The organism is Vibrio sp. OPT24 (assembly GCF_015163545.1).
Lineage (GTDB): Bacteria > Pseudomonadota > Gammaproteobacteria > Enterobacterales > Vibrionaceae > Vibrio > Vibrio cyclitrophicus.
Genome location: NZ_JADDYI010000053.1, coordinates 222,860 through 236,140, shown reverse-complemented (window position 1 = coordinate 236,140; position 13,281 = coordinate 222,860). Strand labels below are relative to the sequence as shown.

General features: G+C 42.1%; 12 protein-coding genes. 4 read left to right on the top strand and 8 right to left on the bottom strand.

What is annotated here, in order from left to right:
- Nucleotides 1-70: 70 nt before the first annotated feature.
- The gene (locus IQO02_RS14730) at nucleotides 71-304 is read right to left on the bottom strand and encodes a DUF3389 domain-containing protein (protein WP_010429612.1); all 234 of its coding nucleotides are present in this window, start codon (nucleotides 302-304) and stop codon (nucleotides 71-73) included.
- A gap of 86 nt (nucleotides 305-390) precedes the next feature.
- Nucleotides 391-816 (bottom strand): hotdog fold thioesterase, encoded by a 426-nt coding sequence (locus tag IQO02_RS14725; protein WP_010429610.1) that lies wholly within the window; start codon nucleotides 814-816, stop codon nucleotides 391-393.
- Nucleotides 817-954: 138 nt separating this feature from the next.
- Here IQO02_RS14725 and IQO02_RS14720 point away from each other — a divergent pair, with 138 nt between their 5' ends.
- Nucleotides 955-1,743 (top strand): M48 family metallopeptidase, encoded by a 789-nt coding sequence (locus IQO02_RS14720; protein WP_016792035.1) that lies wholly within the window; start codon nucleotides 955-957, stop codon nucleotides 1,741-1,743.
- Nucleotides 1,744-1,846: 103 nt separating this feature from the next.
- Here IQO02_RS14720 and IQO02_RS14715 read toward each other — a convergent pair whose 3' ends face one another.
- Nucleotides 1,847-2,929 (bottom strand): site-2 protease family protein, encoded by a 1,083-nt coding sequence (locus tag IQO02_RS14715; RefSeq protein ID WP_016793692.1) that lies wholly within the window; start codon nucleotides 2,927-2,929, stop codon nucleotides 1,847-1,849.
- A gap of 356 nt (nucleotides 2,930-3,285) precedes the next feature.
- Between IQO02_RS14715 and IQO02_RS14710 the strand changes: the two genes are divergently transcribed.
- The 3 genes from IQO02_RS14710 to IQO02_RS14700 all read left to right on the top strand — a co-directional run bounded on the left by IQO02_RS14710 (nucleotide 3,286) and on the right by IQO02_RS14700 (nucleotide 7,862).
- Entirely contained in the window at nucleotides 3,286-4,539 is a 1,254-nt protein-coding gene (locus IQO02_RS14710; RefSeq protein WP_010429604.1) for an outer membrane protein transport protein, read from the top strand.
- A gap of 18 nt (nucleotides 4,540-4,557) precedes the next feature.
- Nucleotides 4,558-7,077: a VolA/Pla-1 family phospholipase gene (locus IQO02_RS14705; protein ID WP_016793691.1), complete on the top strand. Its 2,520-nt coding sequence runs from the start codon at nucleotides 4,558-4,560 to the stop codon at nucleotides 7,075-7,077.
- A gap of 227 nt (nucleotides 7,078-7,304) precedes the next feature.
- Nucleotides 7,305-7,862, top strand: coding sequence for a PhnA domain-containing protein (locus tag IQO02_RS14700; protein WP_004730927.1), 558 nt, complete (start codon nucleotides 7,305-7,307; stop codon nucleotides 7,860-7,862).
- An 89-nt stretch (nucleotides 7,863-7,951) separates the two neighbouring features.
- Here the strand turns inward: IQO02_RS14700 and IQO02_RS14695 are convergent, their stop codons facing one another.
- From IQO02_RS14695 to pdxY, 5 genes are all read right to left on the bottom strand, one after another.
- Nucleotides 7,952-9,112 (bottom strand): BamA/TamA family outer membrane protein, encoded by a 1,161-nt coding sequence (locus tag IQO02_RS14695; RefSeq protein ID WP_102282492.1) that lies wholly within the window; start codon nucleotides 9,110-9,112, stop codon nucleotides 7,952-7,954.
- 259 nt (nucleotides 9,113-9,371) lie between these two features.
- Nucleotides 9,372-10,277, bottom strand: a complete 906-nt coding sequence (locus tag IQO02_RS14690; RefSeq protein WP_016767437.1) for a LysR family transcriptional regulator — start codon at nucleotides 10,275-10,277, stop codon at nucleotides 9,372-9,374.
- A gap of 155 nt (nucleotides 10,278-10,432) precedes the next feature.
- Nucleotides 10,433-10,858, bottom strand: a complete 426-nt coding sequence (locus IQO02_RS14685) for a hypothetical protein (RefSeq protein ID WP_029203009.1) — start codon at nucleotides 10,856-10,858, stop codon at nucleotides 10,433-10,435.
- A gap of 16 nt (nucleotides 10,859-10,874) precedes the next feature.
- Complete coding sequence (locus IQO02_RS14680) at nucleotides 10,875-12,047, bottom strand: patatin-like phospholipase family protein (protein ID WP_016793688.1); 1,173 nt, start codon at nucleotides 12,045-12,047, stop codon at nucleotides 10,875-10,877.
- A gap of 218 nt (nucleotides 12,048-12,265) precedes the next feature.
- Nucleotides 12,266-13,123, bottom strand: coding sequence for a pyridoxal kinase PdxY (gene pdxY, locus IQO02_RS14675; RefSeq protein WP_010429583.1), 858 nt, complete (start codon nucleotides 13,121-13,123; stop codon nucleotides 12,266-12,268).
- Nucleotides 13,124-13,281: the final 158 nt, after the last annotated feature.

Below are 13,281 nucleotides of genomic sequence, written 5' to 3'. Positions count from 1 at the left end.
TGAATGTGAGTCGGTTTAGTATCCTTAACAGAAAGCGAAAGGTTTGAATAAACGCTGTCATAGCCAGTAATTACATCACATCGCAGCCAATTTCATTGGCGATGTCACGGAGCTGTTGTTCATTGTCTAATTTAATCGACCATTTACATTCTGAACCGTTGGCAGAAATAACGTTTGCCCCTTTTCCGATCAGTTGAATCGCATCAACTTGCGCTTGCAGTGTGACTCTATGCTCACCATTCAGACGAACAACTAGCTCATGTGCTGTTGCGATGACTTTTCCACTTTTAAACGTTATGACCATGGATTTCTCTAACTAAAATAAACAGTTTATATGAGGTTAATAAGCTGAGGATGGATTGATTCCTGTCCCCAGCCTTTCTTATCGAATTAACGTTTGTGCTTCTTCACTGCAATAGTTAGCCGGCTTGTACAGACTAAGCGTTGACGCTCATCAGTAATGTTTATCTGCCATACTTGGGTAGACACGCCAAGGTGAATAGGCTCGGCAGTGCCGATAACATGGCCCTCACGCATTGAACGAACGTGGTTGGCATTAATGTCTAATCCAACGCAATAGTAACCATCAGGAACGCAGAAGTTTGCTGCGAGTGAACCTAGCGTTTCGGCTAAAACTACCGATGCACCGCCATGAAGCATGCCCAGCGGTTGGTGCGTAAAGTGACAAACCGGCATCGTCGCCACTAAAGAACGATCGTTAACTTCAGTGTAAACAATGTCGAGGTGCTCAATTAAGGTATTCTTTGAGGTCGCGTTGAAAATATCGAGGTCAACGGGCTTTTTCCAGATCGTCATGTTGGGTCCTTAATTATTGATTTTGCTATCGCGTGAGCCGCTTTTTTTGTCTTAAAGCTATAAGTTATCTTACAACTATTAGTTATTACGCAAGTTGATGTTAACATGCATAAAAACCGAATATACAGAGGATATTGTATGACGTCATGGATGAAGTTTGCCTTGCTTCTCACACTTGCAGGCCTAACCGCATGTAGCGCTTCCCCGACAGGAAGAAACCAATTGCTGCTTTTTTCAGATCAAGACATGTCTCAGCTTGGAGCACAGTCTTTTGAACAAATGAAGAAAGAACAACCAATCAGTAAAGATGCAAAAACCAACGCGTACGTTCAATGTGTAGCGAACAGTATTACTCAACACATTCCTAAACAAGGCTTTAGTGAATGGGAAGTCGTTGTTTTTGATAGCGACCAAGTGAACGCCTTTGCGCTACCTGGCGGAAAAATTGGCGTATACACGGGTTTGCTCAATGTTGCGGTTAACCAAGACCAATTGGCGACAGTTATCGGCCACGAAGTTGCACACGTATTAGCGGATCACAGTAATGAGCGTCTTTCTCAGTCTCAAATAGCTAATACAGGTTTATCTATCACTAGCGTCGCCTTGGGAGCTTCGGAGTACAAACAGTACCAAGGGATGACGATGGCAGCCCTAGGTTTAGGAGTTCAATACGGTGTTATTCTACCTTATGGCCGAACTCAAGAGTCAGAAGCCGATGTCGTAGGTTTAGAGTATATGGCTCAGGCCGGCTTCGATCCTAACCAGAGCGTCGACTTGTGGCAAAACATGGCAAAAGCATCAGGTGGAAGTCAACCGCCAGAACTGTTGTCTACGCACCCTTCTCACAGCACGCGTATCAAGGATCTGCAAGCAACCATCAAAACGTTACCTCAGTCTGGTGCCACGAAACCAAATTGCAAAGCATAATTTACCCATCAGTAACATGGCTTAATACAAAAGCGCCCTATCCATTTTGGTTAGGGCGTTTTTGTTGGTTTCATGAGCTATTCGAACGGGTTCAACTCACAGATTAAGTGCCTAGAATTTGTAACGGAAGGCTTAGTAGTTCATCACCTGTTGACGCGAAGTACCAAATAACGCCAATCAAGCTACTCACCAAACCAACATACCAGACGAATGACACTACTTGTCCATACCTATCTAACGGCAGCAAGTGACTGTGATGACGCCCTTTCCATTCGAACAGAATCTCAACACTACCCATAATTAATAGGAAACCAAACAGGGTTAAGTTCAATTGGTAACTCAACACGACACCTGCAACGGCGGCTGCGACACAGAGTACAATACCCAACACGCTGTTCATCGAAAAGCTGATACTTTTCAACACGTGGCCGCCATCAAGAGGCAAGATCGGTAGCAGATTGAATAAGTTTAACAAGGCATTAAATACTGCAAGCCCGGCAAAGAACATCTCACCAGTTGCCCAATACAACACCATAAATACCAACGACAATATCAACCCAAACAGTGGTCCCATAATCGAGATCACCACGTCTTGCCAGCGTGTATTAATCTTTTCGTCAGAGAGCGCCAAGCCACCGAGGAATGGTATTAAATAGATGCCTTTAGTCTTCATACCAAAGTACTTCATCGCTCTGATATGACCATATTCATGAAACATTAGACAAGCGATCAAGGCCAAAGCGAACTGAATAGAAAACAACCATGAATAAGCCGCTAAACTTGCAGAGGCTAAAACTACTTTAATCAACTTAGCGCTTTTGAGCGCTTTCATACCAAGTGATACTAAACCGATTAAGCTAAAACGCTTCTCTGTTTTAGGTGCTACAACGGGTGTTTGTTGCTCGATATCTTTAGTATTACGAGTGCCTTCAGTAATGGTTTGGCCATTAACTGACGCTTTATACGTCATCTCAAACGGTTGCCATTGAACCAAGGCTTCAACGTGACACTGCAACGTATCTTCACCAGCACGTAACGTAAATGTATGAATTCGAGCGTTATCTAACTCCGTAGTTGCATCAAGTTGCGACACTAACGTATTGTCCCAAAATAATTGCTGCCATCCTGCCATTGACCCTTCTAAACGAAGTGGCTTCCCAAGAAATTCTACAGCGAGTAATTCCAAATTTAAATTCCAATCTAATGACTTTCAAAACGAATCAACATTATGCCGATTTAGTGATAAACGGTAAACATAAACAAAACTGTTACATATTGAGCAATTGGACACTATTTATGCCGATAGTGTGCATAAACATTCTGGTCACACCTCCAACCACGAATAAATCATTGATTACATGCATATTATTGATGTTAAAGTCCCGCCCCCTAAAAATATAACTTCACAAAATGACAACTCATTCTTTGACTTTACATGAAACATGAATTTAACATGTTATTTACATTAGAGCATCGTTCACAAGAATGCTCCCTGTGTTTTCAACAATAAGAATGAGATTTGATGCCCTAGGAGGGTCAAGGATGAAAACAATACAACGCTCTCTCGTTTCACTTTCTGTGCTATTTGCATGTAACTCACTTGCGGCTGGTTTCCAAGTTGCTGAGCACTCTGCCTCAGGTCTTGGTCGCGCATTCTCAGGTGAAGGCGCGGTAGCGGACAACGCAAGTGTACTAGCGAGAAACCCCGCCGCGATGACCCTATTTGATACAGCCCAATTTTCAGGCGCGGTTTCTATCGTTGATCCAGAGGTTAACGTCACTCAAACCAAAATTAATGATAGCGATTTCAATCAGAAGTCTTCTGACGTAGCCCCTTTGCAAATAGTCCCGGCCGCTTACTACATCAGTCCAATCAATGAAAAGTGGGCATGGGGGATTGGCATGTTCACTACATATGGCGTTGCTACTGATTATCCCGACGATATTTATGCAGGTGATTTAGCTGGTGACACATCTTTGGTGTCCGTAAACCTAAATCCAAACATTGCTTACAGAGTAAATGAAAGCTTAAGCCTTGGTGCTGGTATCAATCTGGTATATGCGGAAGCTGAGTTAAATAGACACAAAGGAAGCCTGCCTGTTGGCGGATCGCCAAGTGATAAACTGATATCAATGACTGGTGAAACGTTCGCTTTTGGCTGGAATGTGGGTGCGTTGTACGAACTGAATGAAAATAACCGTTTTGGTTTTGGCTATCGCTCATCTGTTGAACTTGATTTTGATGACGGAGAGTTCACGGATTACACCGGCTTAAAAATGGAGAGTGGTGCTCCAGGTAAGACAACCGGACGCTTAGAAATTGAACTACCCGATATCTTTGAACTATCTGCTTTTCATCAACTTAGCGATGCTTGGGCAATACATTATGGTTGGCAATTAACCAAATGGAGTAAGTTCAAAGAATTAAAAGCAACGAGTTCAGATTGTAAAAATAATGAGTGTTTCTTAAAAACCGAGCATTACGAAGACAACCAAAGATGGTCTATAGGTGCTACTTACATGGTTAACCAAAGCTGGACTCTACGTGCCGGTTTGGCATATGACGAACAAGCTGGTGAAGCAACGTTAAGCATCCCCGATAGCGACCGTATGTGGTATTCAGCCGGTTTAACTTATGCAGTTTCTGAAAACATGACTGTCGATGCAGCATTTGCGTTAGTACAAAGTGAAAGTGGTTCGTTTACCGAAACCGATGCAGCAGGACAAAAGCTTACATTTGATGCTGAAGGCGTTGCTTACCTTTCAGCGATACAACTTAACTACACGTTCAACTAACCGTACGGGAATAATTACATGAATAACAAATTTTCTTTATCTCTCGTATGCTCAGCTTTACTTCTTGCTGGCTGTGGGGACAACAGTGAAAGCTCTGGCGATTCAACGGCTGCACCTTATTCCGATGCAATCAATCAGTCATTGGCTAGAAGTTCTAAAATTAGCTTTACGCTTTTAGGTAGTGAAGCGGATGTTCCTCTTCCCTCTTTCTTTCTATTCGATACCAATGATCACACATTGAACATTCCGTTAGATTCAAATTCAACGGGGTTATTGAATGATCCAAAAGTAGCGATGGGAGAAGCAGATGGTTGGAGTACTATCATGCCGTTCACCATCAATGTGAACCTTTCTAATGACAGAACGTTGAAGAATGATGTCGTAATGATGGGTACGACACCGTTTAGCGCGCACTTAAATGCTGGCGTAAAAGTCGCTAAAGTGGATGTTGATCTGGGCACCGGTGTAATGTCTAACTTTACTGCGCTAACTGCTGGAGTTGACTATTTAGTGGCATCTAGCGATTTTAAGACCATACAAGTTTTACCTCTTAAAGGTTTAGATCCTAGCTCTGACTACATCTATGCATTAACTGACTCAATTGTTGATAGCGCAGATGAACCACTAGGAACATCAAGCTCCTACGCGTCTTTAAAAACTACAGATATAGACCAAGCAGGCTCGCTCGATTTACCACAAAAAATCATCCATCAAGTTGAAGCGTTATTCGCTGGCTATGGTGAAGTGTCAAGTTCAGATGAGATCATCTATTCATCTTGGTTTACGACTGCTTCAGCTGGTAACGTTATGAACGGTGCTAAAGCTGCAATTGCACAAACGATTAGTCCCGCAGTTACCCCTTCTGATATATGGAAGAACCTAGCGAATCCAAATAATATTTCGGTAGCTGATCTCGATAAGCTATATACTTTTACAGTTGATGGAGCGAAACAGGATTTTGCTACAGCTGTACAAGCTGACGCGATGTTTAAGAGCGCATTTGGTGACGATGCTGCTACACAATTAGCGGCTGGTTACAACGCTAACTTCTCAGCACCAGCTGCTGCTTCTATTCAAGTTTATCGCGGAACAGTTGAACTGCCATATTTCTTGTCTGATTCATTAACAGACGATGAATGGAAAACAACGCCTTGGCGCAGTGCTATGCCTAGTGTTTTAACTATCTTAAGCGTACTCAGCTCAGGAAGTGACGCGGACAAAACAGCCGTTGCTACACAGCTAGCAGGTTTAGGGATTACTGAGCCTACTACTCAACTCTATCAAGCAGAGTACCAACAATTACTCATTGGAGAAAAGTTAACCCTCGCAGATGGAGAACAGTTAGACAGCGCGCGTATCATGACTAAATACAGCGCTGTACCGCAAATTCGAGCAGTAACGTCAGTGCCGTTCGTTATGTTTGTGCCTGAAGGAGTAGCTATCGACAGTAGTTTACCAATTTTACAGTATCAACACGGTATCACTAGTATCAAAGAGAGTGCTTATGCTTTCGCGATTCAGCATATTGGCGGCGCACTTACTGGAACAGCGCCATACAAACCCTATGCAATTATCGCTATTGATCAACCACTTCACGGTCAACGCGCACTAAGTGCGGATGCCGTGACGACACCAACGTCACCTACCGTATACATGAATCTTGAGTACTTGCCTGTTGCTCGAGACAATATTCGCCAAAGTGCAATTGATGGGCTTGGGGTTCGATTTGCTTTAAATTCAGCTACCGATGCTGCATTCAGTAACCTAGATAAAACAAATGTATCTCTATTTGGGCATTCCATTGGGGCTATTACAGGAATCAACTCTTACACGGTAGGTAATACTGTGTTGAACCCTGCTATCGATTCTATGTTTAGTTATACAAGTGCAACCCTTGCTAACCCAGGTGGTGGTATTGCTCCTTTCTTGCTTAACTCAGGTTCTTTCTCTCCTGAGATCAAGCATACCGTTAGCCTATCAAGTGTAACAGAGTACCAAGCACACTATTCAAGTAACTGTGTTCCAGTGAGTAAATCTGGTGGCCTTTGCTTTAATGAGTATTACACGACCTTAAGTAGTGACAGTGCGCCTAGTTCAGATAAAGCAATTAAAGCGACAATTGACTCTACTCTTACTTCATTCATGTATGCTGCGCAAACAGTTCTAGATAACGTTGACCCATATAATATTGCATCTACAACTACCGGACCTGTACTTGGTATTCAAGCAGATGGTGATGGAACAATACCAAACTCTGTTGCTGAGATCCCAACAGCCGGAACTGAACCACTGTTTAAGAAATTATCCTTGGTTAATACTGCAATCGATGCTTCAGGGACGAGAGTTGCTTCTTACTTTGACGCAAACTCTTCAGCTGGGCATTCAACTGTAATTTCAGCGAGCACTACTGGTACAGATGTTGCTGCAAATACAGAAATGACCTCTCAAATCATCCAGTTTACTCTTACTCAAGGTAACGCTACTGGAACGTTAGCAGTAGACGATACTCTACTGGATGCTTCTAAAAATGTTCAGTAGACGCATACGGAGATAAACCACCCTCTAATGCCAGCTTAACCGCTGGCATTTTTGTATCTGTCGTTCGAACAATCTCCCTCGTTAACCGTTTGCATAGAACCTTAAAACACAAATGGTTGATCTCAGCTAAAATTAATCAAGACAGAATACCGTACGACCTCTTTCTTTATTGTAAATAAAGTGGATAATAGCCTCGTAATTTAATACCTAATAAATGTGAGTCCATTATGTCTTCTGAAGCTACTATGCTAGAACGCTGCCAATCTAAATGTGAACTATGTGGTTCTGATTCTTCTCTTACTGCATACGCAGTGCCGCCACACAGCCACGTAACAGTGGATCACGGCATCATGGTATGTGACAAATGCCTTGGTGAGATTGACGATCCTAAAGACATCAACCACTGGCGTTGCCTAAGCGACAGCATGTGGAGCCAAGAAGCGCCAGTTCAAGTAATGGCGTGGCGTCAACTAACACGTCTGAACTCTGAAAGCTGGGCTCAAGACGCGCTAGATATGATGTACCTTGAAGAAGAAACATCAGTTTGGGCACAAATCGGTATGTCTGCTGATGACAAGCCTCTTGATGTGAACGGCGTTGAACTAAAAAAAGGTGACGACGTAACAGTAATTAAAGATCTGCCAATCAAAGGTACTAACCAAGTGATTAAGCAAGGTACTGTTATCCGTGGTATCAGCGTTGGTGACGATCCTAAGCTTGTTTCTGGTAAAACAAACGGCGGTCAATCAATGTACGTAATCGCTGAGTTCTGCCGTAAAAAGTAATTATTCTTTTAGCTGAACAAAATCTAAAAAGGCGCTAATGAATAATTAGCGCCTTTTTTATTAGAAAAAATCAAACCGATTTAGTAGTTCTAGAAACCACTGCCTATATTAAAGTAGATAGCGCGTTCTTCATGGCTTTGCGCGTAGTCCATACCAAGGTGTAAACCATAACGTCTCGCAATTTGATATCTGAAGCCCACTCCACCCGCATTCACCTTGTTACTTTGATCAGCTCGCTCCGTTGCTTTTCCTGAACCATAGAAGCCTGATACTTTCCAACGATGATTGATACTGTAACTCAGCTGCCCTTGAAGGGTTTCAACTTCATCCCCTTGATAGCGAAATGAAGACACACCTCTTAATTCAACATAGGGCTTAGCTGTGGGAGACACAAATCCATCACCTTGCTCATAATTTTGATAGTTACCCGCTAACCCAAGTGTCCACTTTTCTGACACTGGAATGTAACCTTCCCCTTCAATATTTAAGTTTCGATAGTTTGAATCACTACCAATCACCTCGTCAAATACCATGTAGTCTGCAGAAAATCGATATCCTTTTGTTGGATAAAACAAATTGTTCCTTGTATCGAACTCAGCTTCAATACCTAAACCAGATGTCACTGATTCAGTGCCTAGGGTAAACTCCATGAGTTTGTCGACCAAACGATTATCAGATTCAACTTTAGACTTGGCGAATAACTGTTTCAAACCTATCATCCAAGGTGTATCACCGATTCTAAATTGCACCTTTTTTGAAAGTACCGCGACCGACGTTGATGTGCCAAATTTCAAGTCTAATTCTTTGCCACCAAAAGAAAGTTGCTTATATAAATCGATATTCGCAACACCGAAACCACCGCCACCGGTATAACGAATTGAATCATTCATCCATGAACGTCTGTGGCCACCAAAAACAAACCAGGTTTCATTTTCTGTTCCTAAAGCACCAACAACACTCATCGCAGATGGAACAAGTTGCGCACCACCATCAATAGCCTTTAACGCTGCTTCTTTACGGATTCGTTTTTCTTCTTCGTCCTCGTGTAAAAACAACCCAGCAACACCACCACCATAACCAACCGCAGGCTCGGTAATTAGTATAGGTATAGGTAAAAACCCCGTTGCATTTTCTGCAATGTGATGTCCCATATCAAATTGACTATCAACAGGATCATAAAACGATGCAAAGGAAGGTGTTATCGTAAGCAAAGAGCAAGAAAAAAGAGCAAAGCCGCCGCAGCGATTCATAAGATTGGCCTCAATAAAAAGGCCGGGTAATTACCCGGCCGAAAGTTTGCTTCCTTGCAATAAACATAGAAATTAAACACTTATTGCCAATAAAGGGGGTCCTTAATCGACTGGGTTAGAGTAGGTCAAACTGTGGCATTGCCCTACTCTCATATGGAGGATCTAGCCCTACAAAATCAAATCATTCTAAAGATGACAAAGACGAAAAAGGCTCATATAAATGAGCCTCTGTGAACAAGTAAACTGTGTTATTGGTTCATTAATCTCGCTTTAGCAATCGCTCTACGTTTTCTTTGATAACTGATAATACTGATGACTTAACTTCGCTAATTTGTTTAGAATGAGGGCACCATAGTGCAAAGCCAAATTTAAATCCTTGTTCCATTTCAGACGATTGTATAGGTTCGATGTCGTAATGCGAAAATTCAGAATGAGCGAACGTTTTTGGTAGAAGTGCCCATCCTAGACCTGCTTCAACCATTTTGATAACTAGCGCTAATTGGTCGACTTCTTCATTGTCAGAACTAACGGTTATTTTTTCGGACATTCCTTCTTCAATGAAGGATTTTAAGACAAACTGCTTCGCATTTCTTAGCGCTAAAAGTACATCTTCTTTTGCCAAAGATGAAAACTCACCATTTTTTTGAACGAAAGGAAAAAATTCTATATGGCCTAAAAAGGTGGCATCAAAACTGTGTATTCCACGACTGTCATGCACGTTGACCAATCCAAAATGATACTCACCGCTCTGAAGGCCTTGCTTAATGTCTTTTTTATTTCGTACAAGAAAATTCACTCGCATCATCGGGAAATCACGACGCAACTTCTTTCGAATATCCACAAGGATTTGATGAGGTATCACACTTGAATAAGCAAAAGTAATGTTTTCCAAACCGCCATAAGACAAGCTCAAGGCTACCTTGTCGAAAGTGCGTGCTTGTTCAATCGTTTGCTTAGCATAGTGATAGAGATGGTGCCCATCTTCTGTTGGCTTAACCGATCTTCCAACCCTTTCAAATAGACTTACCGCGAGTTGGTCTTCAAGGTTAGTAATAACCTGGCCGATTGTTGTTCTGTGCTTGTTAAGCTTAACCGCAGCCTTGCTAAAAGACAGTTGGTCATAGACAGTCACAAACGCGAGAAGTTGTTCAATGCTGAAATTCATTTTGTTGTGCTTACTTTTAGTTGTTATGTATTTAAATTATCACAGGTTGACGAAATATCTACTTTGTCAGAATAATAATAGTGAAATGAATTTGTCTGGTTTAAAAAAAAACCTACTTAAGTCAGTAGGTTCTATCATTGACGTGTAACGAATACTTAAATGTATTCGATAATTCGTGCTAAGTAGTTAAAGTCGCCTGAATCACCGTGGTAATTGCGGTAAACATCGACACTAAAATATCTAGGTTGATCCGCTTGAATATGTTCAGCAATACGCTGCTCAATGGACTCTAGAGTTTCACCCGTTTGCGAGTAAATGTATTTTTTGGTGTTTTTTTGAAGCTGGCGTTGCTTGGCTTCTTTGTGTGTAACGTAATTGTTCACTTCACCCCACAGACCAATGTAATCAATCGCCACATAGTCTGAATTTTCTTCAATCATGATCAACGCCGCTTCTTGCTGAACGTCGGCCAGTTGTAGCATGTCATTATCGACTTTCTGTTGTTCCATTAAGGTTGCGTTTTGGGCTATTACACAGGTAGACGTTGTCATTAAAAGTATCGCTAATGTTGTTTTTCTCATTTTCTAATATCCCTAACTAAGGTAATTCGGTTACCCAAGGTTTCCCGCGTGTTGCTTTGTGATAACCATATTTGTATATGGTTAATAGGTAATGTTCATCAAACATGTCTTTGGTGCGTTTTGCATAACTAAAGTCGTGTTCCATATAAGTAAATTGCATATCGATATTGTTGATTTCGCAGATGTATTTCATTCGATATAGGTCACCACGTGTTTGAGCAAGAGTCAGGCTTGATACGCTCTTTGCTACCAAATCGAGCCCCTTATCTCTGAGTGAGTGATACGGTGCTTTCAGCGAGCCATTTCGAATAATATCGAGTTGTGGTGATGTCTCTAACCCAAGTGAATCTGAGATCTGTTGATAATCGAAGTTAGATGGATTGAAGAACACTTGAGTCGCTAAACCGCCATCGACATGCAACTCTTCAAAAATTACACCTTCATGTTCCACATTAATAAACTGCGGTGGGAATACTCCGGGAATGGAAGCACTTGCCGCCAAGACCTTATAAATGAGTTCAGACTTATTTGGCATGTCACTGTTTGCTATTGCGCCCACATTCCAAATGACAAGCTCGCCAGAATCAAAATGTGTGGTGCCAATAAACAAACGTTTGCCGCTGCGATGTTGCGTTGCAATTTGCTCAATCATCGGTTCAGGGAAAGCCTCAGCAATAAACTGGTACAAGTGTTCTCCATCGGTAAACGCATCTTTAAAGACAGTGTTTAAAAAGTTCTTTTTTCCGAGCACTGATTTATCATTGATGTTCAACATTACTTTTTTCATCTTCGAAAACGCATCTCCCCCGATAAACACAAACGGTGCCATTAATGCTCCTGCGCTGATGCCAGTCACTATCGAGTAGTCCTTCAGTTGGCCTGATTCTTCAAGCCCTATTAAGATACCCGCACCAAAAGCTCCGTTTGCGCCACCTCCTGACAATGCCAAGATGTTCAGTTGATCGCCTGATACGGTAATCGGCGTGGTTTGATCGTCTGCAGAGTATAAGAAGTCTGGCGCCTCACTCGCCCAAATACGCAGTGGCTCTTCTACTGATGATGCATCTTCTACAATGACGTCTTTGTAATTGTCTTTGTTTACGCGTACATCCAGTGTGTGAGGTGAACTACAAGCCACTACTAGAAATGACAAAGCAACGGTAAGACCCGAAGAGATTAGACGGTTCATATTTAGGCTCATTTAATTTTCTCTAACGTGATTCAGAGACTCTGTTTAATAAAATTAAAAAGCAGAGAAGTTAATAAATAGGATAAAGTGAAGTCCATCTCTTTGTGGTCGTAATATAGCTAGAATCGGGCTTAACTCGTAATCTCGTTTGTAGGACTCTATCCATCGAATAGTCACCCTGTTAGCCTTCGTCTTAAACACTGTTGGAGTTAAACGCTCTAGCCTATTTTAACTACGTTGAAGTCGTGAGTAGGCTCAACAAATTCATATTGAGCATTAATCGTTTGTAGTTCCCAAGTGCCATAGCTCTTAGTCAGCTCCAATACACCGTAGACGGCGTTGTTTGCGTGACGGAGTGCAGCCACCGGAGACATTTTTTTCATTAATCCTGCAGTAAATAAGCCCGAAATAAGATCGCCAACACCAACCGGTTGTTTATCAAATTCGATGTTCGGTCGTTGAGCTAAATAGCATGCTTTTTTCGTTGCGAGGATCATACTGAATGCGTCGTCCGGTAATGAGTGTAGATGTTTCACTAGCACGATTTTTGGCCCAAGCTCCAGAGCTTTCTTACAGGCTGTAACCGCATCATAAAGCGAGTGAATTTTGGTGTCGGTCAATTCACTCAGCTCAAATTGGTTTGGTACGATCACATCAGCTATAGGTAGCAAATGCTTAGCAATAGCCGCTTTAACGCCTACATCAACAATGCAACCTTTGTCCGGGTCTCCCATTACAGGGTCACAAATATAGAGCGCACTGTGGTTCTTTTCTTTGATGAGGTTCACCGCCTCGGCAACCGCTTTGCATTGGTCTGCACTTCCCTGATAGCCCGATAAGACCGCCCCACAATCTTTCAACGCACTGATGTTGTCTAAGCCTCGAACTAAGTTTCGAATATCGTCCGAACTAAATGTTTGCCCCGTCCAACCTTGTTCATATTGAGTGTGATTAGAGAACTGTACAGTATGGATTGGCCACACATCGAGCCCCATTCTTTGGATTGGAAAAACCACAGAGCTGTTGCCTGCATGCCCATAAACCACGTGAGATTGAATAGAAATAATGCTTTTCATACGCCGCTCTTTTTTTAATTTTAATTAGATTTTGGATTACTAGGGTAAGACGACTAAATAAACACAACGGAACGTCAAGATAGGCAGTTTTTGCCTTCTAACCACTGTGCTTATTTGGTCGGAATAGCCTCGACATCGCCGAGGCTTATTCTTAGTGA

Coding starts and splice junctions, on each gene's coding strand:
- IQO02_RS14730 (WP_010429612.1), bottom strand. CDS start 304: ATGGTCATAACGTTTAAAAGTGGAAAAGTCATCGCAACAGCACATGAG.
- IQO02_RS14725 (WP_010429610.1), bottom strand. CDS start 816: ATGACGATCTGGAAAAAGCCCGTTGACCTCGATATTTTCAACGCGACC.
- IQO02_RS14720 (WP_016792035.1), top strand. CDS start 955: ATGACGTCATGGATGAAGTTTGCCTTGCTTCTCACACTTGCAGGCCTA.
- IQO02_RS14710 (WP_010429604.1), top strand. CDS start 3,286: ATGAAAACAATACAACGCTCTCTCGTTTCACTTTCTGTGCTATTTGCA.
- IQO02_RS14705 (WP_016793691.1), top strand. CDS start 4,558: ATGAATAACAAATTTTCTTTATCTCTCGTATGCTCAGCTTTACTTCTT.
- IQO02_RS14700 (WP_004730927.1), top strand. CDS start 7,305: ATGTCTTCTGAAGCTACTATGCTAGAACGCTGCCAATCTAAATGTGAA.
- IQO02_RS14695 (WP_102282492.1), bottom strand. CDS start 9,112: ATGAATCGCTGCGGCGGCTTTGCTCTTTTTTCTTGCTCTTTGCTTACG.
- IQO02_RS14690 (WP_016767437.1), bottom strand. CDS start 10,277: ATGAATTTCAGCATTGAACAACTTCTCGCGTTTGTGACTGTCTATGAC.
- IQO02_RS14685 (WP_029203009.1), bottom strand. CDS start 10,858: ATGAGAAAAACAACATTAGCGATACTTTTAATGACAACGTCTACCTGT.
- IQO02_RS14680 (WP_016793688.1), bottom strand. CDS start 12,047: ATGAACCGTCTAATCTCTTCGGGTCTTACCGTTGCTTTGTCATTTCTA.
- pdxY (WP_010429583.1), bottom strand. CDS start 13,123: ATGAAAAGCATTATTTCTATTCAATCTCACGTGGTTTATGGGCATGCA.